Source organism: Halomonas sp. (assembly GCF_034520545.1).
In the GTDB taxonomy this organism is placed as follows: Bacteria; Pseudomonadota; Gammaproteobacteria; order Pseudomonadales; family Halomonadaceae; genus Halomonas.
Genome location: NZ_JAXHNN010000002.1, coordinates 353618 through 374565, shown reverse-complemented (window position 1 = coordinate 374565; position 20948 = coordinate 353618). Strand labels below are relative to the sequence as shown.

The window sequence follows — 20948 nt, the reverse complement described above, 5'->3', positions numbered from 1 at the left end:
GGATGGACGACAGCTTGCAAGCCCAGGAACAGGATCATGTGCTGATCATCGAGGATGACGAGCGGCTGGCCGGCCTGACCCGCGACTACCTTGAGGCCAACGGCTTCCGGGTCACGGTCGAGGCCGATGGCGCCCGTGGGGTGGAGCAGATTCTTTCCCTGCAACCGGACCTGGTGATCCTCGATCTCATGCTGCCCGGCGAGGATGGCCTGTCGATCTGCCGCCGGGTGCGCAGCGACTACGCCGGCCCGATCATGATGCTCACCGCCCGCACCGACGACATGGACCAGGTACTGGGCCTCGAGATGGGCGCCGACGATTATGTGCCCAAGCCAGTGCAGCCGCGGGTGCTGCTGGCCCGCATGCGTGCCCTGCTGCGGCGCGCCGAGCCGGCAGAGGCCGGCGGTGAGACGCGTCTGACGTTCTCCGACCTGGTGATCGACAACGCCACGCGAGAGGCCTGGCTGGATGGCCAGCGCATCGATCTGACCAGTGCCGAGTTCGATCTTCTCTGGCTGCTGGCCAGCAACGCCGGCCGGGTGCTGACCCGCGAAGAGATTTTCGAACGTCTGCGCGGTATCAAGTACGACGGCCAGGATCGCTCCATCGACGTGCGTGTCTCGCGCATCCGCCCCAAGATCGGCGATGACCCCAACCAGCCGCACCGCATCAAGACGGTGCGCAGCAAGGGCTATCTCTTCGTCAGGGATGGCTGAGCATGCGTCGGACCCTGGCCGACAGCACTTTCCTGCGCGTCTATGTCCTGCTGGCGCTGGCGCTGCTGCTGACTTTCGGTCTGGCCCTGCTGGGGCTGGCCATGGTCGATCAGGTACGCCGCGAGCATTATCGCGAGCAGCTGGTCGAACCGCCCATGCGGGTGCTGACCGCCTGGGTGGACGCATTGCCCGAGGCCGGTCGCGAGGCCTGGTTGGCGAGCCGCGGCGAACAGCTCGACATGATCCTGCGGCTGGTGTCGATTGATGACCTTTCCCTCAATTATTTTTCACGGTCGCGCCTCGAGCGCGGCCGGGTGCTGGTTCTTCCCCGTGGCGAGCATGGCTGGCAACTGAAGCGCCTGCTGCCCGGTGGCGAGCAGTTGCTGGAGGTCGACCTCGTGGGCCTTAGCGAGCAGCAACTGCGCGGGCTCACCGAGCTGCTCGCCGAGTGGCTAATCCAGGCACCGGACACTGCCCGTCAGGAACGGCTCGAGCAGGTTACCGGCGGCGGCATTCCTCTGCAGCTGAGCGTTGCGCCGCCGGAGGGGCTGGACGCCCACCAGCTGGCCCGCCTGACCGAGGGCGAGGTGGTGATCCGGCTGTTGCCCGGCCGCTGGTCCATCATGATGTACCGCCTGCTGCCCGGTAGTGAGGCACAGCCCCGCTGGCTGGCCATCGGCCCGGTGAAGGCCTTCGAGCCGCTGCCGGTGTCGCTGCTGCTGCTGCTGCTGGTGCTGCTGCTCGGCGTGCTGGCGGCGATCATCTACCTCATCGTGCGCGGCGTGGAAGCGCGCATGGCCCGGCTCGAGCTGGCCGCCACGCGCATCGCCGGCGGCCGCCTGGATACTCGCGTCAAGGTCGAGAGCGGCGATTTCCTGGGACGCCTGGGGATGGCCTTCAATGGCATGGCCACCCAGGTGCAGTCGCTGCTGCGTGCTCAGCAGGACATGATTCGCGCCGTGTCCCACGAGCTGCGCACGCCGGTGGCGCGCATCCGCTTCGCGGTGCAGATGGTCGAGGACATGACCGACGATCCGGCGATCCGTCGGCAGCTGGAGGGGGTCGATGGTGACATCACCGAGCTCGACGAGCTGATCGACGAGATCCTCACCTATGCTCGACTGGGCAGCGAGACGGCCAACGGTGCCGAGTTCGATACCTCGCTGATCGACTGCCGTGCCATGGCCGAGCGGGTCATCGAGGCGCTGCGGCCGCTGCATCGCGACATCCGCATCGAGCTGGACGAGGGGCCGGAGGTGGAGGTCCAGGCGGAGCCGCGCTACCTGCAACGGGCGCTGCAGAACTTGGTGGCCAATGCCTGTCGCCATGCCCGCCGCCGGGTGGTGATCCGCCTGCAGAGCGAATCCCGGCTGGTGCGCCTGGACGTGGAGGATGATGGCCCCGGCATCCCTGCGGCGGCGCGCACCGAGGTCTTCAAGCCCTTCGCCCGCCTGGATGACAGCCGCACCCGCCGTTCCGGTGGCTACGGCCTGGGGCTTTCCATCGTGCAGAAGGTCATGGTTTGGCACCGCGGCAGCGTGATGGTGGATGCCAGTGCCGAACTGGGCGGGGCGCGCTTCACTCTGCTGCTGCCGCGGCGCAGCGCTACGCCGGCTTGATTCCTTCCAGTACCGCAAAGGAGGTCTCTCGGGCGGTGCGCAGGAAGTCTTCCATCCAGGGCGCGCCGCGGGTCTCCTCGCGGATCGCCGCGAACAGTGTGCTCCACACCCCCTTCTCGCCCAGGGCCACCGCCTTGACGTAGTCGCGTTCCAGATACTCGGTGAGGGCCCAGTTGGGCAGGGCACAGACGCCGCGTCCGCTGGCTACCAGCTGCATCATCATGATCGTCAGTTCTGCGGTGCGCACTTTCCTGGGGTGTACCCCGGCGGGATCGAGAAACTGCGAGAAGACGTCCAGTCGGGAATGCTCCACCGGATAGGTGATCAAGGTTTCCTCGGCCAGTTCTTCGGGGGTGACGAAGGAATGGCCCGCCAGAGGGTGCTGGCGGGCCACCGCCAGCAGGCCCTCATAGCGGAACAACGGTTCGTAGTGGATGCCGGGAAGCGGTTGTGGGTCGGCGGTGATCACCAGGTCGAGCTGTTCGCGGACCAGCGCCGGCAGGGGGTCGAAGTGGTAGCCGCCGGGAATGTCGATCTCCACCTCCGGCCAGTGGTCGCGAAAATAGTCGATGGTAGGCATCAGCCACTGGAAGCAGCTGTGGCACTCGATGGCCATGTGCAGCCGGCCCTGTTCGTTGCCGGCTAGTCGGGCCAGGTCGCGCTCGGCCATGCGCACCAGCGGCAGGACCTGCTCGGCCAGGGTCAGCAGGCGCGTCCCGGCCCGGGTGAACTCCACCGGTTTCGACTTGCGCAGGAACAGTGGGCTACCCAGACGCTCCTCCAGGTCCTTGATCTGGTGGGAGAGGGCCGACTGGGTCAGGTGCACGCGTTCGGCGGCCTCCACCAGTGAGCCGGCATCGCGTAGGGCCACGAGGGTGCGCAGGTGGCGAAGTTCGAGCATTCGAGTGAGCCTGGTTCATTTACAAGACTAGGAAGCTTAGTTTGATTCACATCCGCTGGCCAGCGAGGCTCAGGTGCATCATTCATGTACAAAGGGTGTCATCATGATGCTGGCTCATGTCATCGGTTATCCGCGCATCGGCGGGGTAGCTGGTATGCTCGGGGAATATCGCCGATACGCAAGGAGCTGCCATGTCTTGTTACCCCCTTTCCGCCGCCCGTCCCCTGGTTCTGCTGGGGACAGCCCTGCTGCTGGCCGGCTGCGCCGCCACACCGGACGAGGCGGTGACACGCCCCGAGGTCGCTGATCGCGGGGCGCCCCCCGAGGAGGGGGCGTCCGAAGCCCAGCCCGCTGCGCCGCTGATGCCCTCGCTCTTCTTCCCTGGCGATGCCGGGACGCTTACCGCCTGGCGCTGCACGCCGGCCCAGGACCTGGTCACCGCGGCGACCGAGGAGGAGCTGCGACTCTGGTCCGCCCATGGGGCCTTTCGGCTGCTGCCGGCGGTGGTGGCCAGCGGTGCCCGCTACCAGCAGGGCGATCTCAGCTTCTGGAACAAGGGCGACGAGGCGGTGGTGGAGAGCGCCACCGGGCGGCTCGATTGCACCCGCGACCTTTCCCAGAAGGCATTAACCCGCCGCCAGCGGCCGGGCACCATGTTTCACGCCCGTGGTAACGAGCCGGGGTGGGTGGTCAATCTGGCCAGCCACCGGCCCGAGGCGACGCTGGTGCTGGACTATGGCGAGCGCGAGATGACCCTGCCCTATCGGGTGACCACCCTGGACAACGACGAGGCGCGCATGATCCTGGCCAGCGGGCGGGCCGATATCCCCTTCGAGCTTCGCCTCGAGGCGCGAGCCTGCTTCGACAGCATGAGCGGTCAGCCCTTCCCGGCGCGGGTTACCCTGAGCATCGATGGTGAGCAGTATCGTGGCTGCGGCCAGGGCATCGCTCCCTGATGCATTCCGGCTGTCGTCGCGGCTCGCCGCTCTGAACCGCGGCAGCCGTTGTTAGCACTGGCCGGGTGTGCTGATCAGCCACTGACCCTTCGCCCGTGCTCGTCAACACCGTCCGGACGTGCTGATCAGCCAGTGGCGGGGAACGAATTCGCTGGTGCACAGCGGCGGTTCCGGGCTGAGGATGCGGAAACCCAGCCGGGCAAGGGCGTCACGGTTGTTGCGCGAAGAAGAAGACAGCTGTTCGGAGGTCTCGACCGGCTGCCAGTCCCCGTCATCGCGGGTGGCCAGGGTGAAGGCGAAGGGGTGAAAGCCCGGAAAGCCGAGCCGCAGGTCGGTGGCCACCAGAGTTTCGCGGCCATCGAGCTGGCGGGTCTCGTAGCGCAGGAAGGGGCCGGCGAACCATTCGAGGCGCCGGCCCCGCGCGCTGTCGAGCGCCGTCTCTTCCAGATCAGCCCCACGGGTGTAGGTCTCCAGCCCCGGAGAGCGGTCACCGTCGAATACGCCTACCAAGGCCTCGTGGTGATACTTGCCGTCGGCCACCGTGACCCGCCACAGCAGGGTATTGAAAGGCGTTGGCTGGACGAGTCGCGGTGCCTGCTGCAGCCCCTGCTCGGCGAGCACTGGTGCGATGCGCGCCTCGACCAGCTGCTTGGCTCCGACGGCGAACACCAGGTAGGCACAGGAGAGCGCTAGTCCCCAGGTCGGGGCTCGGTGCGCCCTGCCGGTGGCGAGTGCCACCCCCACGCCCACCAGCAGCGGCAGGCTGTAGATCGGGTCGATGATGAACACCACGGGCCAGGCCGCGGGACGCATGTCCAGCGGCCACCAGAGCTGGGTGCCGTAGGTGGTCAGGGCGTCGAGCAATGGGTGTGTCAGCAGGATGAGCCCGAAGAAGAGCCCCCAGCGGCGCAGCGAGATGTCCCTGGCCGGGGCGAAGCGCCGCGACAGCAACGCCAGGGCGATGGCCAGACCCGCCAGCACGAACAGCGAGTGGGAAAAGCCGCGGTGCTCGGTGACGTTGGCCACCGCATCGCCGTAATCGATGACCACGTCCAGGTCGGGGAGGGTGCCGAGGACCGCGCCAACGAGGACCGCCTTGCGGCCCAACCGTCGGCCGAGCACGGTGCCACCGATTGCCGCGCCCAGTGCGGCCTGGGTAATTGAGTCCATCGAGAGGCGTTCCTCGCAGCGAGAATCTCCGGTAATGATGCCATGTGCGGGGCATCGGTTCCCCTACGTGACCGATAGGCAGGAACTATCCCGATTCATAGCAAGGGGCGCCGGCCCTCGTCCCAGTGCGGCCCGGCTTCGAGAATTCGCGCCTGCACGGGGCAGTCGTCGCGGTGGGCACCTGGGAGGTAACCGGTACTCATCAGGAATTCGCCGGTGATCTCGGGTCCAGTGAAACGAAAGGTCCGTTTGAAGAGCTTGATCCAGTCGGCGTGGGGGAGCGGATGGTGGTGGTCGAGCCAGTCGCGCAGGCTGCCGTGCTCGGCTTGCAGGGCCTGTACCACCCCGGCATTGTGGATCACCGCATCGACCTTGAGACGGTTGCGGATGATGCCGGCATCCGCCAGCAGCCGCGCCCGCTCGGCCTCGCCGTAGCCGGCGATGCGGTCGATGTCGAAGCCCTCGAAGGCGACCCGGAAGGCCTCGCGCTTCTTCAGCACGGTGAGCCAGGAGAGTCCCGCCTGGTTGATCTCCAGCACCAGGCGCTCGAAGAGGGTGCGATCGTCGTCCACGGGGAAGCCGTATTCGTGGTCGTGATAGGGCCCATGGAACGGATGCCCGGGGGCCAGGTCGCAGTAATGGTTCATGCTGTCGCTCCGGGGTGGCGGTGGGGCCGGCAGATAGCCGACAATCGTGCCGATACCTTATCTCGGGGAGTACCCTTCATGACATCACTTCAACGCCTGACCCTTGCCGGCACCCTGCTGGCCCTCGCCGCCATCCCCGCCTGGGCCGAGTCGCCCGTGGTGGAGATGCATAAGGACCCGAACTGCGGCTGCTGCACCGCCTGGGCCGAGCACCTGGAGGCCGAGGGCTTTGAGGTGCAACAGCACGAAACACGCGATATGCGTGGAGTGAAGATCGAGCATGGTGTTTCGCCCCGGCTCGCCTCCTGCCACACCGCGGTGGTGGACGGCTACGTGATCGAGGGCCATGTCCCTGCGGCCGACATTCGTCGCCTGTTGGATGAGCGGCCCGATCTGGCGGGCCTGTCGGTGCCGGGCATGCCCCACGGCTCCCCCGGCATGGAAACGGGGCGCCAGGATGACTATGCGGTGCTGGGCTGGCGCCATGACGATCGCACGCCGGCGATCTTCAACGAGTACGTTCACTGAATCAGGCTACCATCTGGTACCAACAAGGGCGCTGGGGGCACGCCTTGGAGGAGGTCCTACGCCAGGGATGGCGTCGGTAGCGTACAAGGAAGTATTCACAGCGCCTCCGGAAAGGCGTGTCCCCAGCAAGGCCCCTGCCAATTTCGTCAGTAACGACAAGGAGTTAACCATGCAGTACCTGCATACCATGGTGCGCGTCAGCGACCTCGACGCCTCGCTGCACTTCTACTGCGACCTGCTCGGTCTGACCGAGGTGCGTCGCAAGGAGAGCGAGAAGGGCCGCTTCACCCTGGTCTTTTTGGCCGCCCCGGAGGACGAGGCGCGCTCGGCCGAACTCAAGGCGCCGGAACTCGAGCTGACCTGGAACTGGGATCCGGAGGAATACACCGGCGGGCGCAACTTCGGCCACCTGGCCTATCGGGTCGATGACATCTATGCCCTCTGCGAGCACCTCCAGGCCAACGGCGTGACCATCAACCGTCCGCCCCGGGACGGCCACATGGCCTTTGTCAGGAGCCCGGATAACATCTCCGTCGAGTTGCTCCAGAAGGGTGATGCCCAGGAACCGAAAGAGCCCTGGGCATCGATGGACAATGTGGGAACCTGGTGATCAGTCAGGTCGCCAGGCCATCCGTCCGCTTCCCAGGAAGACGATGGCGACGGCGCCGAACAGGAAGAAGCCCTGCAGCTCCAGGGCCCAGCCGCCGTTGCCCTTGAAGGTGGTGAGCTCGCCCATGTGCACCAGGAAGATGGCCACCACCATGTTGGCGGCCATCAGCAGCCCCGCCACACGGCTTCGCCAGCCGATCAGCGCCATCAGCGGTGCCACCACCTCGCCGATCAGCACGCCATAGGCGAGCACGGTCGGCAGGCCTTGCCCGGCCAGGGTGTTGCCGATCCAGGTCAGGCTGCCCGGGTTGAGCAGCTTGGTCAGTCCGTGGGGCAGCAGCAGGCCGGCCACGGTCAGTCGCAGGATCAGCTTGCCGAGGGCATCGTTATGGAGCGCTTGGAGCATGCAGGGCCTCATGGAGGAGCAAATAAGGGGGGCGGGAAAATTGTCTCGATGCCCCGGTTGGGGCAAGCTTGGCGCCTGGGCAATCGCCTCTTGTCTCAAGGAAGATACCATGATGATCAAAACGTTACGCAATACACTGCTGCTGGCGGCAGGCGCTCTGCTGCTGGCCGCCTGCAGCAGCCGCCCGGTCCTCGAGGTCGATGACTCCGCGGCCCGGCTCGAGGGGCCGGTGGTCGATCAGCGCTGGAACCTGCTGCTGGTGGGTACCAACGAGCGACTCGAATTTCCCGAGCGCCCCTACTTCGTGATCGACCGCGATGGCCGAGTCAGTGGCAGCGATGGCTGTAATCAGATGAGTGGCCGGGCGCAGTTGGGCGAGAACAATCGCATCGCGTTCTCGGAGCTGGCCACCACCCGCCGTGCCTGCCCGAAGGGAGACGAGGCGCAGCGAGTCACCGGGATGCTGGAGAGTGCCTACCGCTACCTGATCGACCACGACCGGCTGGTATTCTTCGGCCCCGACCAGCGGGTGCTCGGGGGCTGGCGCCGCGTCGATTGATCTCACCATGGTCGCCGTTAACCGAGCGCTGGCGGTGTTCCTGGGTTTTTCCTGATGTGTGCATCGCCGAGGCCACTTCAATCATCAATAGATTTCCCGTACGTCAGCCAACGCGTAAATGTGAAATTATTATGCCAAGAAAACCAATGTTTTCTTGCTAGTTGTTCGTACATCGACAGCCTGGCCATCATGACCTACAGTATATATAGGTATTACCTTTGGCTACGGAGGTCAGCATGGCACGACCAACATCCATCAAGCTCGACGACAGTCTGAAAGGACGGGTCCAGCATCTGGCCGACGCTCGTCAGCGCTCGGCACACTGGCTCATGCGTGAGGCCATTGAGCAGTATGTGGAGCGAGAGGAAAGACGCGAGGCCTTCAGGCAGGACGCGCTCAAAGCTTGGGAGGACTACCAAGCGACAGGCTTGCATGCGACCGCTGACGAAGTGGAGCAGTGGCTGGTCAGCTGGGGGAAGGATGATGAGGTATCGGCCCCCACATGCCACAAGTGACCTTTGCTCCGGCAGCAGTCCGGGATCTGGAGCGACTGCGTGAATTCCTGCGGCCAAATAATCCAGCAGCAGCTGAGAGAGCCGCGAAGGCGATCATCCAGGGCATCCAAGAGCTTGGGAAATTCCCACATATCGGCCGCCCGATCGATGATCTATCCGAGGAATATCGGGATTGGCTGATTGATTTTGGTGATAGCGGTTACATCGCGCGGTACCGCCTCGATGGAGACACTGTGGTGGTACTGGCCATCCGTCATCAGAGAGAAGCCGGCTTCTCTCTCTTGTGACCTGCCCCCTGGTGCCCCCGTCACCAGGGGGATATATAAGGCTCTCATTTTTTCTCGTACCCCGAGTTCGACAGTTAGAAGCGTAAGCATCTAATTAATTTGAAAACACCTTTTCAAAATTGGTACTACAAGCGGGATGCCGCAGGTACCGGCAGGCCAATAGCATCGAAAAGGTCGCGTTGTTCAGGCTTCAGTTTCCGTGGTTACAGCGCGGCGATCTTGTCGTGTTGCTCGATTAGCATCTTGCGAGAGGCCTGGAAGTCGGCCAGCTTACTGCGTTCCTTCTCGACCACCGCCTCCGGTGCCTTGGCGACAAAGCTCTCGTTGCCCAGCTTCTTCTCGATGCCGCCGATCAGCTTGTCCTGTTTCTCGATCTCCTTGGCCAGGCGGGCGAGTTCGGTCTCCTTGTCGATCAGGTCGGCCATGGGCACCAGCACTTCCATCTCGCCCACCAGTTGGGTGGCCGACAGCGGAGCCAGCTCGGGGTAGTTGAGCCACTCGGCACGCTCGAGCTTGGCCAGCTTGGCGAGGAATGGCCGATTGGCCGTCAGGCGCCTGGCGTCTTCCGGGGTGCCCTTGGTGAGCAGTACTTCCAGCGGTTTTCCCGGGGCGATGTTCATCTCGGCGCGGATGTTGCGCACTGCGACGATGATCCCCTTGAGCCACTCGATATCGTGGGTGGCGGCTTCGTCGATCCTGCTTTCATCGGGCTGCGGCCAGGACTGGATCATGAGGGAATCGTCCTCGTCCTGGTAGGTGCCGGCGAGCGGGGCAACGCGCTGCCAGATCTCTTCGGAGATGAAGGGCATCATGGGATGGGCCAGGCGCAGGATCGCTTCCAGCACGCGGACCAGGGTGCGTCGTGTGCCGCGCTTGGCGTCGGCCGAGGCCTCTTCGTCCCATAGCACCGGCTTGGAGAGCTCCAGGTACCAGTCGCAATACTCGTTCCAGACAAACTCGTAGAGCGCCTGGGAGGCGTGGTCGAAGCGGAACTCTTCCAGGGCCTTGGTGACCTGGGCTTCGGTCTGCTGCAGGCGCGAGACGATCCAGCGGTCGGCAAGCGATAGCTCCACCGGGGCATCATCGAGACCAGTATCCTCGCCCTCGGCATTCATCAGCACATAGCGCGAGGCGTTCCACAGCTTGTTGCAGAAATTGCGGTAACCGTCCAAGCGGCCCATATCGAACTTGATGTCGCGACCGGTGGTGGCCTGGGAGAGGAAGGTGAAGCGCAGGGCGTCGGTGCCGTGGGGCTCGATGCCCTCGGGGAACTCGTCGCGGGTGGCCTTGGCGATCGCCTTGGCCTTCTGCGGCTGCATCAGGCTGCCGGTCCGCTTCTCAACCAGCGCTTCCAGGTCGATGCCGTCGATCAGGTCGATGGGATCGAGCACATTGCCCTTGGACTTGGACATCTTCTGGCCTTGGCCGTCGCGCACCAGGCCGTGGACATAGACCTGCTTGAAGGGCACCTCGCCCATGAACTTGCCAGTCAGCATGATCATCCGCGCGACCCAGAAGAAGATGATGTCGAAGCCGGTGACCAGCACGCTGGAGGGGTGGAAGGTCGTAAGCTCCGGAGTCTGTTCCGGCCAGCCCAGGGTGCCGAAGGTCCAGAGCCCGGAACTGAACCAGGTGTCCAGCACGTCCTCGTCCTGGGTGAGCGACAGCTCGGCGGGGAGATCATGCTTCTGCCGAGCCTCCTCTTCACTGCGCGCCACGTAAACGTTGCCGTCCTCGTCGTACCAGGCGGGGATACGGTGGCCCCACCACAGCTGGCGGGAGATGCACCAGTCCTGGAGGTCGCGCATCCAGGCGAAGTACATGTTCTCGTAGTTCTTCGGCACGAACTGGATGTCGCCCTTCTCCACGGCCTCGATGGCAGGCCTTGCCAGGCTCTCCACGGCGACGAACCATTGATCGGTGAGTAGCGGTTCGATGACGTCGCCGGAGCGGTCGCCGTAGGGCATGGTGTTGTTGACCGTCTCTACCTGCTCGAGCAGGCCGGCGGCCTCCATGTCGGCGACGATGCGCTGCCGCGCCTCGAAGCGATCCAGGCCGGCGTAGGCCTCGGGCAGGGTCGGGTCGATATCGGGCAGATGCCGGCCCTGGATGTCGAAGGCCTCGCCTCGCGCGAGGATGGCGGCATCCTGAGAGAAGACGTTGATCAGCGGCAGATCCTGACGGCGGCCCACTTCGTAGTCGTTGAAGTCGTGGGCCGGGGTGATCTTCACGCACCCTGACCCCTTCTCCATATCGGCATGCTCATCCGCCACGATCGGGATACGCCGACCCACCAGCGGCAGCTCAACAAACTTCCCCACCAGCGACGCGTAGCGCGTGTCCTCAGGGTTCACCGCCACCCCGGTGTCGCCGAGCAGGGTCTCGGGACGGGTGGTGGCGACGACCAGGTGGTCGAGGCCGGTGTCGGTTGTCACACCGTCGGCCAGCGGATAGCGAAAGTGCCAGAAGCTGCCCTGCTGGTCGCGGTTCTCGACCTCGAGATCAGAGATGGCGGTGTGCAGGGTGGGGTCCCAGTTGACCAGCCGCTTGCCGCGGTATATCAGGTCCTCCTCATGGAGGCGTACGAAGACTTCCTGCACCGCCTTGTAGAAGCCGTCGTCCATGGTGAAGCGCTCCCGCGACCAGTCGACGCTGGCGCCCATGCGACGCAGCTGGCGGGTGATATGGTTGCCGGATTCGTGCTTCCACTCCCACACCTTCTCGATGAAGGCCTCGCGGCCAAGATCGAAGCGGGTCTTGCCCTCCTCGGCGGCGACCTTGCGCTCCACCAGCATTTGCGTCGCGATGCCGGCGTGGTCGGTGCCCACCTGCCAGAGGGTGTTGCGACCCTGCATCCGCCGCCAGCGGATCAGGGTATCCATGATGGTGTCCTGGAAGGCGTGGCCCATGTGCAGACTGCCGGTCACGTTGGGCGGCGGGATCATGATGGAGTAGGGCGTGCCCTCGCCGGACGGGGCGAAACGGTTGTCGGCTTCCCAGCGCTCGTACCAGCGGGATTCGATCTGCTCGGGTTGGTAGGTCTTGTCCATGGGCGTTCCGGGTCGAGGAGGTGGCACCGACCCATGGCAACTCGCCTCACGGGCGCTGCCAGGGTGCCGGGGATGCTTAAAAAATGGGCATGATTATAGCCCGAAGGACGGTCTGGCGTCAGCCCGCCTGGCCCTTGAGCTTGTGAGGAGTGACCCGGTAGCCGCGCTGCTTGTAGGTCTGCCAGCACTCGCGCTTGGCGGTGAGCACGTCCTGATGCTGGTTTATGATCTCGGCGACCCGCTCGAAGCGCGAGAACCATTCCGGGATCGCGGGGTGCAGGTTGAGCAGCGCCTGGGGCGGCTCGCCGTCCATCGGCAGGTCCTGCCAGCCGATGGTGACCGGGACGTCATCGGCCAGGTCGCTGCCGAGCACGGCATGGGGCACATAGGCGTCGGCCCGGAAGGTCCAGAGCCGATCATCCAGCTCCCGGGCCATGGTCTCTTCTGCGGCATGCAGATGTAGCCGATAGCCCTTGCGGTAGATCGTCTCGGCCAACCGGCAGGCAAAGTTGAGACGTGCCTCCAGGGTGGTGTCAGGGAGTATGTAGAAGTCGACCTGGGTCATGCTACATCTCGTTGCCGTTCTCCACGCTGCGCGTCTCCTCCTCGCGGTCCAGCAGGTACTGGGTCAGCAGTCCCACCGGGCGGCCGCTGGCGCCCTTTTCCTTGCCGGAGGTCCAGGCCGTGCCGGCGATGTCCAGGTGAGCCCAGGGGAATCGGTCGGTGAAGCGCGAGAGGAAGCAGGCGGCGGTGATGGTGCCCGCCGGACGGCCGCCGATGTTGGCCAGGTCGGCGAAGTTGGAGTCGAGCTGCTGCTGATACTCGTCCCACAGCGGCAGGTGCCAGGCGCGGTCCCAGGCGGTTTCCCCGGCATCCAGCAGGTCCAGTGCCAGGTCGTCATCGTTGGCGAGCAGGCCGGTGGCATGGTGGCCCAGCGCGATGATGACGGCACCGGTGAGGGTGGCAATGTCCACCACGCTAGCGGGTTCGAAGCGCTCGGCATAGGTCAGGGCATCACACAGCACCAGGCGGCCCTCGGCGTCGGTGTTGAGCACCTCGACGGAGAGCCCCTTGAGGGTCTTGAGGATATCGCCGGGCTTGGTGGCACGGCCGTCAGGCATGTTCTCGGCGGCGGCAACGATGGCCACCAGGTTGATTTTCGGCCGGATGGCCAGCACCGAGGTGACGGTACCGAATACGCTGGCCGCCCCGCACATGTCGAACTTCATCTCGTCCATGGCCTCGCCGGGCTTGAGCGAGATGCCGCCGGTGTCGAAGGTGATGCCCTTGCCGACCAGCACATGGGGCGCCTCGTCGGCGCTCTCGGCACCCTGGTACGTCATGACGATCAGCCGCGAGGGCTGCTCGCTGCCCCGGCCTACTGAGAGCAGGCTGTGGGCGCCGAGACGCTCCAGCGCCTCTTCGTCGAGGATCTCCACGGACAGCGCCCCATCGGAGGCATGGCCTAGCGCCTCGGCCTGTTCTGCCAGGTAGGTCGGGGTGCATATGTTGCCCGGCAGATTGCCCAGGGTGCGGGTGGTGGCCACCCCCCGGCCGATGGCGTCACCGATGCGCCCACCCTGGCGGGCCGCCTCGGCATCGCCGTGTTCGCTGACCAGCAGGGTGACGCGGGAAAGCTGCGGCGCGGGGGGGGTCTCGGACTTGAACTCGTCAAAGCGGTACACGGCGCGATGGGCTGCCTCGGCCACCATGCGGGCCTTCCAGTCGCAGGCTCGCTCGGGCACCAGCACGTCGGTGAAGGCCACGGCAACGTCCTCGATGGGCAGCGCCGCCAGGGCGGTGAAGGCGGCATCGAGTGCCTTGCAGAAGGCGCCTTCCCGGCAGCTGTCGCGGCTGCCGAGGCCCACCAGCAACAGGCGGTCGGCATTGAGCCCCGGCGCGAAGGGAACCAGCAGCACATTGCCGAGCCTGGCGTCGAAATCACCGCGCTCGATCAGCTGGCCGATCAGCCGCTCGCTGACATCGTCGAGCTTGGCGGCAGCGGGCAGCAGTTCGCCGTCCTTGAAAACCGGTACCACGAGACAGGCCGTCTCGGCCTTGGCGGGATTGGCCGTCTGGACAGGGAATTCCATGGTGACTCCACAAGACAAGCGATGGGGGATTCTGGATAATGCCGGCACGTTGCCGAGTCATCCCAGTGTACCCAAGGCAAGGCGTCATTGCATGGAAGATGGCCGGGCCCCGCGGGGTGCCGGGCCGGGAGACAGCGTTGATCATATTCCGTTACCTGACCCGCGAGATCCTGCTGACCATGGCCGCCGTGGCGGGCGTGCTGTTGCTGGTGATCATGGGCAGCCGCTTCATCCGCTATTTCTCCAATGCCGCCGAGGGCGAGCTCCCGGCAAGTATTCTCGGCACCCTGATGCTCTTCCATCTGCCGGGATTTCTCGAACTGATTCTGCCGCTGGCCTTTTTTCTGGGCATCCTGCTGGCCTATGGCCAGCTCTACCTAAATAGCGAGATCACCGTGCTGGTGGCCTGCGGTATCAGCCCCAACCGCCTGCTGCAGGTCAGTCTGGTGCCAGCGACGGTGGTGGCGATCCTGGTGGGAATGTGCAGCCTCTGGCTGACTCCGGCCGGCGCCCTGCACAACGAGATACTGATCGAGGAGCAGCGCAGCCAGCTCGACTTTTCTGCCTTGGCGCCGGGACGCTTCCAGGATTTCGGCGGCGGGCGCACGGCCTATACCGAAGCCCTCAGCAACGATGAGCAGGAAATGCGCGAGGTCTTTATCAGTGAGCGACAGTCGCGTGGTGACGGCACACCGGAGAGCGTGGTGACTCGGGCCGCAAGCGGCTATCAGACCGTCGATGCGGAGACCGGCAGCCGCTTCCTGGTGCTTGCCGATGGCGAGCGCTATAGCGTTGATCCCGGACGGGCCGAGGCCGAGCGGCTGGAATTCGGCACCTATGCCGTGCGCCTATCGAGGGCGGCCGAGAGCCCCGAACTCGATTCGCCCGAGTACGCCACCACCTCGGCGCTGTTCACCGATGATGCTCTGCCGGCACGGGCCCAATTGCAGTGGCGGTTGGGCCTGCCGTTGATGGTCTTCATCCTGACCCTGCTGGCCATGCCACTCTCTCGGGTCAATCCCCGCCAGGGGCGCTTCGCCAAGCTGCTGCCGGCCATCTTCCTCTATGTGGCCTATCTCAGCCTGCTGCTGGCGGCGTTGGACGCCATCGGTCGCGGCAGCTGGCCTGTGACGGTGGGGATGTGGCCGATCCATGGCGGCTTTCTGGCCATCGGTCTGGTCATGATGATCCGGGCCCAGCACAAGGGAATGAGTGGATGATCATCGACCGGCTCGATCGCTATATCGCCCGTAACGTGCTGGGTGCCATCATCGTGGTGCAAGTGGTACTGCTGGGCCTGGATTTGGTGATCACCTACATCAACGACCTCGGTGACGTTGAGGGTGATTACGGCGCCTTCCAGGTACTGCTCTATTTGCTGATGCGTCTGCCTTGGCGCTTCTACCAGTACGCGCCTGTGGGGGTGTTGATCGGGGCGCTGATCGGCCTTGGCAGCATGGCCTCGAGCAACGAGCTGACGGTGATGCGCGCCGCCGGGCGCTCGTTGGTACGTATCCTGTGGGGCGTGATGAAACCCATCATCCTGGTGATACTGATCGTGCTCGCCATCGCCGAGTTCGTCAGTCCTCGCACCGAGCAGTTCGCCAGCGCCTGGCGCCTGCAGCAGATGCAGGGTGAGGGTGCGGTGGTCACCGAACGCGGTGGTTGGCAGCGCGAGGGCAACAACTTCTATCGCTTCGGCGCCATCCGCGCCGATGACACCGTGCTCGATCTGACCCGTTACCGATTCGAGGGGAATGCCCTGCGCGAGGCGATGAGTGCCCGACGGGCGGTGTGGCGTGATGACCGCTGGGAGCTGGAGAATGTGGCGGTTACACGCTTCGAGGAGGCACGTACGGAAGTCGAGCGCCATGACACCCAGGTCTGGGAGACCGCCATGACGCCGGCCCAGCTTAATCGGTTGCTGCGTGACGTGGAGAGCCAGGCGCCCAGCGAGCTGTGGGCCTATGCCCGCTATCTGCGCGACCAGGGTCAGCAGGCGACCCAGCCGCTGCTCTACTTCTGGCAGAAAATGCTGATGCCATTGACCATGGCGTCGCTGGTCCTGGTGGCTGCTTCTTTCGTGTTCGGCCCCCTGCGCACCGTGGCCGCCGGTACCCGGGTTTTCTACGGGGTGATCACCGGCCTGGTCTTCAAGTATCTGCAGGATCTGCTTGGTCCGGCCTCCATGGTATTCGGCTTCTCGCCGGCCTGGGCAGTGCTGGCGCCGACCCTGCTGTGTGCCGGGCTGGGATTCTATCTATTGCGCCGTACAGGCTGAGCCGAGGGATTCATGCAACGACGCTTCGACCAACTCGATGACACCTGGCCGGCGGGCCTCGGCCGGCGGCTGGGCGCCATGCTCTACGATGGACTGCTGGTGCTGGCGATCTGGATCGTCCTGGCTTCGGCGCACCTGGCAGTGGTGCGATTGGTGCTGGATGTCCCGGCGGACCAGGTGGGCACGGGGTTCGCCCAGGTGATTTCGTTGCGCCTGTTGATGGGCTTTAGCGCCTTTGCCTTCTTCGCCTTCTTCTGGACCCGCGGCGGAATGACGCTGGGCATGCAGGCCTGGCGGCTGCGGGTGCAGACTCGCGATGGCTGCTCGATCACCGGCCTCCAGGCACTGCAGCGTTTTCTGGTAGCCGGCATCTCGCTGGCCGTCTTCGGCCTGGGGTACCTGTGGCTCCTCGTCGATGCCGAGAAACGCAGCTGGCCTGACATCGCTTCCGGCACCCGGGTGGTGGTCCTGCCCAAGCGTCGTTGAGGGGCGTGAGGTGCATCAAGGCTGACCTCGGTCAGGTTTTTTTTCGGGAAACTGCTTGCGATCACCCATGCGAATCATTTACATTCAGTTCATGATCAGCGTGAGGTGATGCCATGTACGTCTGTCTCTGCAAGAACGTGACCGATCACCGGATTCGTGGGGCCGTGGAGGACGGAGCGCGCAGCTGGCGCGAGGTCCAGCAGGCAACGGGGTGCGGGACCCAGTGCGGCAAGTGTGCCGGCATCGGCAAGGACATCACCCGCGAAGCGATCAGGGATGAGTTGAGGGCTTCGGCCGAGGGACTCGCCTACGCCGTCTAACGATAATCGCTATCGTTCGCCTTTGTGTTTAGCAAGCCCATGATTTGATTGAGTTTTGACTGATATCGCCTAGACTGTTGGGGTACAGGCTAGCCAGTCTCTGATGGCCGTGCCAAGCTGGCAGTCAGCATTCTGACAATCATGATCGAGGTAATGAGATGAAAGGCGACAGCAAGGTTATCGAACACTTGAACACCGCGCTCGGCAACGAGCTGGTGGCCATCAACCAGTATTTCCTGCATGCCAAGATGTACAAGGATTGGGGTCTGAAAGCGCTGGCCAAGTGGGAGTACGACGAGTCCATCGAAGAGATGCAGCACGCCGATAAGCTGATCGAGCGTATCCTCTTCCTTGAAGGCGTACCCAATCTTCAGGACCTCGGCAAGCTGAACATCGGCGAAAACGTGCGTGAGATGCTCGAGTGCGACCTGAAGATCGAGCATGAAGGGCGCTTGGACTACATCGAAGCCATCACCTACTGCGAGCAGGTCAAGGACTACGTCAGTCGCGACCTTTTCCGGGACATCCTCGCCGACGAGGAAGGCCATATCGATCATATCGAGACTGAGCTCGGGTTGATCGACAAGGTGGGTCTCGAGAACTATATGCAGCGGCAGATGCAAGAAGCCGGCGAAGAATGATGGCCGCCTGACCCCCGCATGACTTCCATATCCGGCGCCCTAGTGGCGCCGGTATTGCTTCTAAGACGCTTGTCCCCTGACTAACGCCTTGTTCAGCGAGCGCGTCCCAAGATTTTCCGAATGTTCTACGCTGGTGCATAGTCATCGTGTGACGCCGAGCTTCGACCCGTGACGGTGCGACTCCGCCGGGGTGGTTGCTGCCTCATGGCGCACCATCCCTGACCGAGAGGTCAGGTGTTCGACTTGGCAGACTTCCTGCATGACAACAATCACCAACAATCTGAGCGAGGACATTCTTCATGCGTCGACACCTTTCCCGAAGCACCGGCTTGCTGGCTGCCGTGCTGGGTTTTTCTCTCACAGGCGTCTCCCTGGCTGACGAGACGCCCATTCGCTTTCAACTCGACTGGCGCTTCGAAGGGCCTTCGGCCCCCTTTCTGATGGCCGTCGAGCGCGGCTATTTCGCCGAGGAGGGCCTCGATGTCCAGGTGGACTCGGGGAGCGGCTCCGCCGGCGCCATCAACCGGGTGGCATCGGGGGCCTATGAGATGGGCTTCGGCGATCTCAACGCCCTGGTCGAGTTTCTTGCCGAGAATCCCGATGCTCCCGGTATCCAGGGCGTCTACGTGGTCTACGACGGTTCCCCGGCCACGGTCTTTGCCCGCAAGGACCGCGGTATCGCGTCACCGCAAGATCTCGCCGGCAAGACCCTTGGCGCTCCCACCTTCGATACCGGCTATCGGGCCTGGGGGATCTTCGCCGCCGCCAATGGTCTCGAGGACGATGCCGTCGAATGGCAGAACGTCGATCCGACGCTGCGCGAGACCCTGCTGGTTCGCGGTGACGTGGACGCCATCACCGGCTTCTATTTCACTAGCCTGCTCAATCTTGAAGGTCGCGGCATGGGCAGGGACGAGCTCACCATCATGCCGTTTCCGGAATATGGGGTGCCGCTATACGGCAATGCCATCATCGCCAGCGAAGCCTTCGCCGAGGAGAACCCCGAGGCTGTCGAGGGCTTCCTGCGGGCCTTCAACCGTGCCCTCGAGCAGACCCTGGCCGACCCGGATGGCGCCATCGCCTACGTGCACGCCCGCGACGGCCTGATCGACAGGGAGCTGGAGACGCGGCGCCTCAAGCTGGCCATCGAGGGCGCCATCGATACCCCCGATGCCCGTGCCAACGGTGCCGGCGCCGTGGACGAGGCGCGCCTGCGTGAGTCGATACAGCTGGTGGCCGATGCCTATGACCTGCCGTCGGTGCCCACCACCGACCAGGTCTTCGATTCGTCCTACCTGCCGCCGAAGGAGGATCGCATGATCTTCCCCGAGGTGCCGTGACGATGGCGTTCGTCGATTTCGACCAGGTGAGCCTGGCCTACGACGATACCGGTAACGCCATCGAGGACATCACCCTCTCCATCGGGGAGGGTGAGTTCGTCGCCTTCGTGGGGCCCAGTGGCTGCGGCAAGTCGACCTTCATGAAGCTCTGCACCGGGCTGCACGGGCCAACCACGGGCAGCGTGAGGGTCGATGGCGAGCCGGTGGGAGGGCCTCTGAAGATCTCCGGCATGGCCTTCCAGAACGCCAATCTGCTGCCCTGGCGGACCACCCTGGACAACGTCCTGCTGCCCCTGGAGATCGTCAAGCCTTACCGTTCGCAGTTCCGCAAGCGGCGCGAGGAATTCAAGGACTGGGCCCGTGGCCTGCTGCGTACAGTAGGACTCGAAGGCTACGAGAATCAGTTTCCCTGGCAGCTTTCCGGTGGCATGCAGCAGCGTGCTTCCATCTGTCGGGCGCTGATCCACCGTCCGCGCCTGCTGATGCTCGACGAGCCCTTTGCGGCCCTGGATGCCTTCACCCGCGAGGAACTCTGGTGCGTGCTGCGTGACCTCTGGGAGGCCCACCGTTTCACCGTGGTGCTGGTCACCCACGACCTTCGCGAGGCCGCCTTCCTGGCGGATACCGTCTACGTCATGAGCCGCCGGCCGGGACGCATCGTCGAGCGCCGCCACATCGACCTGCCGCGACCACGGGAACTGGCGATCACCTACGAGGCGCCCTTCATCGCCCTGGTTCAGGAGCTGCGGGCGCAGATCGGCGAGATACGTAGCACCTGAGCGAGGAGCCTGTATGCGCATCAACGAGAGAACCCTCGAACGCCTCGCTCCCTGGGTGGCGGTGGTGGTCCTGGTGGTGATCTGGGAGGCGGTCGTCCGTCTGCTGGACGTGCCGGAATTCCTGTTTCCCGGTGCCTGGGCGACCGCCCAGGCGCTGGTGACCTATGCCGGCCCCATCGGCATGCATTCCTGGCAGACCTTCTGGACCACCATGGCCGGCTTCGGTATTGGCGTGGTGGTGGGGCTGGCGCTGGGCTTCGTCATCGGCTCCTCGCGCTTCCTCTACCACGCCTGCTATCCGCTGCTGGTGGGTTTCAACGCCATCCCCAAGGTGGCTTTCGTGCCCATCCTGGTGGTGTGGTTCGGTATCGGTTCGGTGCCGGCGATTCTCACCGCCTTTCTCATCTGCTTCTTCCCCATCGTGGTCAACGTGGCCACCGGCCTCGCCACCCTTGAGCCGGAACTGGAGGACGTGCTGAGAGTGCTCGGTGCCCGCCGTATGGACGTGCTGCTCAAGGTGGGGCTGCCGCGTTCGCTGCCCTACTTCTTCGCCTCACTGAAGGTGGCCATTACCCTGGCCTTCGTGGGAACCGTGGTCTCGGAGACCGTGGCCTCCAACCAGGGCATCGGTTACCTGATGATGAGCGCTGGCTCGCAGATGCGCATGGCGCTGGTGTTCGCCGGACTTATCGTGATCAGCGCCATGGCCATGGTGATGTATGAGCTCTTCGCGCTGATCGAGAAGCGCATGACGGCCTGGGCGCATCGCGGACAGAGGTAGAGGCTCAGAAGGCCCTCTCCAGGGCGAAGCGGGGCACCGGCTCGCCCTGTACGTCGACGGTCTCCAGGAACATGTCCAGGGGGCGAACCCAGAGGCCGTAGTCGGCGTAGAGAGCACGATAGGCGACCAGCGGCTCCTCGGTTTCGCTGTGCCGGGCGACGCCGAGTACCTCGTAGAGCGGGCCCTTGTAGTGGCGGTAGATGCCAGGCCGGGGGGCATCGTGTTCCATGGGAGTGCTCCTCTGGTCTTGAAGGCATGGCCTCG

Annotated in this window: 24 protein-coding genes; 16 read left to right on the top strand and 8 right to left on the bottom strand. The window is 64.5% G+C overall.

Features of this window, described 5'->3' with window-relative positions; genetic code table 11:
* Positions 1-2: 2 nt before the first annotated feature.
* A complete protein-coding gene (locus U5L98_RS01810) occupies positions 3-716 on the top strand; it encodes a winged helix-turn-helix domain-containing protein (protein ID WP_322556637.1) in 714 nt (237 codons plus the stop codon).
* A gap of 2 nt (positions 717-718) precedes the next feature.
* Positions 719-2335, top strand: a complete 1617-nt coding sequence (locus U5L98_RS01805; protein WP_322556636.1) for an ATP-binding protein — start codon at positions 719-721, stop codon at positions 2333-2335.
* On the opposite strand, the gene U5L98_RS01800 is transcribed toward U5L98_RS01805, so the two are convergent.
* Positions 2322-3236 carry a LysR family transcriptional regulator gene (locus U5L98_RS01800; RefSeq protein WP_322556635.1) on the bottom strand — a complete coding sequence of 305 codons (915 nt, stop codon included), beginning with the start codon at positions 3234-3236 and terminating at the stop codon, positions 2322-2324. The genes U5L98_RS01805 and U5L98_RS01800 overlap by 14 nt on opposite strands.
* A gap of 191 nt (positions 3237-3427) precedes the next feature.
* On the opposite strand from U5L98_RS01800, the gene U5L98_RS01795 reads away from it, so the two are divergent.
* On the top strand, positions 3428-4192 hold the full coding sequence (locus tag U5L98_RS01795) for a COG3650 family protein (RefSeq protein ID WP_322556634.1): 765 nt from the start codon (positions 3428-3430) through the stop codon (positions 4190-4192).
* Between the two features lie 102 nt (positions 4193-4294).
* On the opposite strand, the gene U5L98_RS01790 is transcribed toward U5L98_RS01795, so the two are convergent.
* Both U5L98_RS01790 and U5L98_RS01785 read right to left on the bottom strand, forming a co-directional pair.
* The gene (locus tag U5L98_RS01790; protein ID WP_322556633.1) at positions 4295-5362 is read right to left on the bottom strand and encodes a metal-dependent hydrolase; all 1068 of its coding nucleotides are present in this window, start codon (positions 5360-5362) and stop codon (positions 4295-4297) included.
* A 95-nt stretch (positions 5363-5457) separates the two neighbouring features.
* Positions 5458-6009 carry a DNA-3-methyladenine glycosylase I gene (locus U5L98_RS01785; RefSeq protein ID WP_322556632.1) on the bottom strand — a complete coding sequence of 184 codons (552 nt, stop codon included), beginning with the start codon at positions 6007-6009 and terminating at the stop codon, positions 5458-5460.
* 78 nt (positions 6010-6087) lie between these two features.
* Between U5L98_RS01785 and U5L98_RS01780 the strand changes: the two genes are divergently transcribed.
* A complete protein-coding gene (locus tag U5L98_RS01780) occupies positions 6088-6537 on the top strand; it encodes a DUF411 domain-containing protein (protein WP_322556631.1) in 450 nt (149 codons plus the stop codon).
* Between the two features lie 169 nt (positions 6538-6706).
* Complete coding sequence (locus U5L98_RS01775; RefSeq protein WP_322556630.1) at positions 6707-7147, top strand: VOC family protein; 441 nt, start codon at positions 6707-6709, stop codon at positions 7145-7147.
* On the opposite strand, the gene U5L98_RS01770 is transcribed toward U5L98_RS01775, so the two are convergent.
* The gene (locus U5L98_RS01770) at positions 7148-7552 is read right to left on the bottom strand and encodes a DoxX family protein (RefSeq protein ID WP_322556629.1); all 405 of its coding nucleotides are present in this window, start codon (positions 7550-7552) and stop codon (positions 7148-7150) included.
* 112 nt (positions 7553-7664) lie between these two features.
* On the opposite strand from U5L98_RS01770, the gene U5L98_RS01765 reads away from it, so the two are divergent.
* The 3 genes from U5L98_RS01765 to U5L98_RS01755 all read left to right on the top strand — a co-directional run bounded on the left by U5L98_RS01765 (position 7665) and on the right by U5L98_RS01755 (position 8913).
* Positions 7665-8111, top strand: a complete 447-nt coding sequence (locus U5L98_RS01765; protein ID WP_416208163.1) for an META domain-containing protein — start codon at positions 7665-7667, stop codon at positions 8109-8111.
* A gap of 236 nt (positions 8112-8347) precedes the next feature.
* On the top strand, positions 8348-8626 hold the full coding sequence (locus U5L98_RS01760) for a CopG family ribbon-helix-helix protein (RefSeq protein ID WP_322556627.1): 279 nt from the start codon (positions 8348-8350) through the stop codon (positions 8624-8626).
* The gene (locus U5L98_RS01755) at positions 8614-8913 is read left to right on the top strand and encodes a type II toxin-antitoxin system RelE/ParE family toxin (RefSeq protein WP_322556626.1); all 300 of its coding nucleotides are present in this window, start codon (positions 8614-8616) and stop codon (positions 8911-8913) included. Before U5L98_RS01760 ends, U5L98_RS01755 begins: the two co-directional genes overlap by 13 nt.
* Positions 8914-9116: 203 nt before the next feature.
* On the opposite strand, the gene U5L98_RS01750 is transcribed toward U5L98_RS01755, so the two are convergent.
* From U5L98_RS01750 to U5L98_RS01740, 3 genes are all read right to left on the bottom strand, one after another.
* Positions 9117-11963, bottom strand: a complete 2847-nt coding sequence (locus tag U5L98_RS01750) for a valine--tRNA ligase (protein WP_322556625.1) — start codon at positions 11961-11963, stop codon at positions 9117-9119.
* 118 nt (positions 11964-12081) lie between these two features.
* Positions 12082-12528: a DNA polymerase III subunit chi gene (locus U5L98_RS01745; protein WP_322556624.1), complete on the bottom strand. Its 447-nt coding sequence runs from the start codon at positions 12526-12528 to the stop codon at positions 12082-12084.
* A 1-nt stretch (position 12529) separates the two neighbouring features.
* Positions 12530-14056, bottom strand: a complete 1527-nt coding sequence (locus U5L98_RS01740; RefSeq protein WP_322556623.1) for a leucyl aminopeptidase — start codon at positions 14054-14056, stop codon at positions 12530-12532.
* Between the two features lie 137 nt (positions 14057-14193).
* Between U5L98_RS01740 and lptF the strand changes: the two genes are divergently transcribed.
* From lptF to U5L98_RS01700, 8 genes are all read left to right on the top strand, one after another.
* Complete coding sequence (gene lptF / locus U5L98_RS01735; RefSeq protein ID WP_322556622.1) at positions 14194-15276, top strand: LPS export ABC transporter permease LptF; 1083 nt, start codon at positions 14194-14196, stop codon at positions 15274-15276.
* Complete coding sequence (lptG, locus tag U5L98_RS01730) at positions 15273-16337, top strand: LPS export ABC transporter permease LptG (RefSeq protein ID WP_322556621.1); 1065 nt, start codon at positions 15273-15275, stop codon at positions 16335-16337. Before lptF ends, lptG begins: the two co-directional genes overlap by 4 nt.
* A gap of 12 nt (positions 16338-16349) precedes the next feature.
* A complete protein-coding gene (locus U5L98_RS01725; RefSeq protein WP_322556620.1) occupies positions 16350-16823 on the top strand; it encodes an RDD family protein in 474 nt (157 codons plus the stop codon).
* 113 nt (positions 16824-16936) lie between these two features.
* Positions 16937-17143, top strand: a complete 207-nt coding sequence (locus tag U5L98_RS01720) for a (2Fe-2S)-binding protein (protein ID WP_322556619.1) — start codon at positions 16937-16939, stop codon at positions 17141-17143.
* 158 nt (positions 17144-17301) lie between these two features.
* Positions 17302-17784 carry a bacterioferritin gene (gene bfr / locus U5L98_RS01715; protein WP_322556618.1) on the top strand — a complete coding sequence of 161 codons (483 nt, stop codon included), beginning with the start codon at positions 17302-17304 and terminating at the stop codon, positions 17782-17784.
* Between the two features lie 299 nt (positions 17785-18083).
* Positions 18084-19124, top strand: a complete 1041-nt coding sequence (locus tag U5L98_RS01710) for an ABC transporter substrate-binding protein (RefSeq protein ID WP_322556617.1) — start codon at positions 18084-18086, stop codon at positions 19122-19124.
* 2 nt (positions 19125-19126) lie between these two features.
* Entirely contained in the window at positions 19127-19903 is a 777-nt protein-coding gene (locus U5L98_RS01705; protein WP_322556616.1) for an ABC transporter ATP-binding protein, read from the top strand.
* A 13-nt stretch (positions 19904-19916) separates the two neighbouring features.
* On the top strand, positions 19917-20684 hold the full coding sequence (locus tag U5L98_RS01700; RefSeq protein WP_322556615.1) for an ABC transporter permease: 768 nt from the start codon (positions 19917-19919) through the stop codon (positions 20682-20684).
* A gap of 4 nt (positions 20685-20688) precedes the next feature.
* Here U5L98_RS01700 and U5L98_RS01695 read toward each other — a convergent pair whose 3' ends face one another.
* Positions 20689-20913 (bottom strand): DUF1653 domain-containing protein, encoded by a 225-nt coding sequence (locus U5L98_RS01695; protein ID WP_322556614.1) that lies wholly within the window; start codon positions 20911-20913, stop codon positions 20689-20691.
* Positions 20914-20948: the final 35 nt, after the last annotated feature.

What these genes read in the sequence shown, in the direction of transcription:
- U5L98_RS01810 (WP_322556637.1), top strand. Translation starts at nt 3, where the DNA reads ATGGACGACAGCTTGCAAGCCCAGGAACAGGATCATGTGCTGATCATC.
- U5L98_RS01805 (WP_322556636.1), top strand. Translation starts at nt 719, where the DNA reads ATGCGTCGGACCCTGGCCGACAGCACTTTCCTGCGCGTCTATGTCCTG.
- U5L98_RS01800 (WP_322556635.1), bottom strand. Translation starts at nt 3,236, where the DNA reads ATGCTCGAACTTCGCCACCTGCGCACCCTCGTGGCCCTACGCGATGCC.
- U5L98_RS01795 (WP_322556634.1), top strand. Translation starts at nt 3,428, where the DNA reads ATGTCTTGTTACCCCCTTTCCGCCGCCCGTCCCCTGGTTCTGCTGGGG.
- U5L98_RS01790 (WP_322556633.1), bottom strand. Translation starts at nt 5,362, where the DNA reads ATGGACTCAATTACCCAGGCCGCACTGGGCGCGGCAATCGGTGGCACC.
- U5L98_RS01785 (WP_322556632.1), bottom strand. Translation starts at nt 6,009, where the DNA reads ATGAACCATTACTGCGACCTGGCCCCCGGGCATCCGTTCCATGGGCCC.
- U5L98_RS01780 (WP_322556631.1), top strand. Translation starts at nt 6,088, where the DNA reads ATGACATCACTTCAACGCCTGACCCTTGCCGGCACCCTGCTGGCCCTC.
- U5L98_RS01775 (WP_322556630.1), top strand. Translation starts at nt 6,707, where the DNA reads ATGCAGTACCTGCATACCATGGTGCGCGTCAGCGACCTCGACGCCTCG.
- U5L98_RS01770 (WP_322556629.1), bottom strand. Translation starts at nt 7,552, where the DNA reads ATGCTCCAAGCGCTCCATAACGATGCCCTCGGCAAGCTGATCCTGCGA.
- U5L98_RS01765 (WP_416208163.1), top strand. Translation starts at nt 7,665, where the DNA reads ATGATCAAAACGTTACGCAATACACTGCTGCTGGCGGCAGGCGCTCTG.
- U5L98_RS01760 (WP_322556627.1), top strand. Translation starts at nt 8,348, where the DNA reads ATGGCACGACCAACATCCATCAAGCTCGACGACAGTCTGAAAGGACGG.
- U5L98_RS01755 (WP_322556626.1), top strand. Translation starts at nt 8,614, where the DNA reads ATGCCACAAGTGACCTTTGCTCCGGCAGCAGTCCGGGATCTGGAGCGA.
- U5L98_RS01750 (WP_322556625.1), bottom strand. Translation starts at nt 11,963, where the DNA reads ATGGACAAGACCTACCAACCCGAGCAGATCGAATCCCGCTGGTACGAG.
- U5L98_RS01745 (WP_322556624.1), bottom strand. Translation starts at nt 12,528, where the DNA reads ATGACCCAGGTCGACTTCTACATACTCCCTGACACCACCCTGGAGGCA.
- U5L98_RS01740 (WP_322556623.1), bottom strand. Translation starts at nt 14,056, where the DNA reads ATGGAATTCCCTGTCCAGACGGCCAATCCCGCCAAGGCCGAGACGGCC.
- lptG (WP_322556621.1), top strand. Translation starts at nt 15,273, where the DNA reads ATGATCATCGACCGGCTCGATCGCTATATCGCCCGTAACGTGCTGGGT.
- U5L98_RS01725 (WP_322556620.1), top strand. Translation starts at nt 16,350, where the DNA reads ATGCAACGACGCTTCGACCAACTCGATGACACCTGGCCGGCGGGCCTC.
- U5L98_RS01720 (WP_322556619.1), top strand. Translation starts at nt 16,937, where the DNA reads ATGTACGTCTGTCTCTGCAAGAACGTGACCGATCACCGGATTCGTGGG.
- bfr (WP_322556618.1), top strand. Translation starts at nt 17,302, where the DNA reads ATGAAAGGCGACAGCAAGGTTATCGAACACTTGAACACCGCGCTCGGC.
- U5L98_RS01710 (WP_322556617.1), top strand. Translation starts at nt 18,084, where the DNA reads ATGCGTCGACACCTTTCCCGAAGCACCGGCTTGCTGGCTGCCGTGCTG.
- U5L98_RS01705 (WP_322556616.1), top strand. Translation starts at nt 19,127, where the DNA reads ATGGCGTTCGTCGATTTCGACCAGGTGAGCCTGGCCTACGACGATACC.
- U5L98_RS01700 (WP_322556615.1), top strand. Translation starts at nt 19,917, where the DNA reads ATGCGCATCAACGAGAGAACCCTCGAACGCCTCGCTCCCTGGGTGGCG.
- U5L98_RS01695 (WP_322556614.1), bottom strand. Translation starts at nt 20,913, where the DNA reads ATGGAACACGATGCCCCCCGGCCTGGCATCTACCGCCACTACAAGGGC.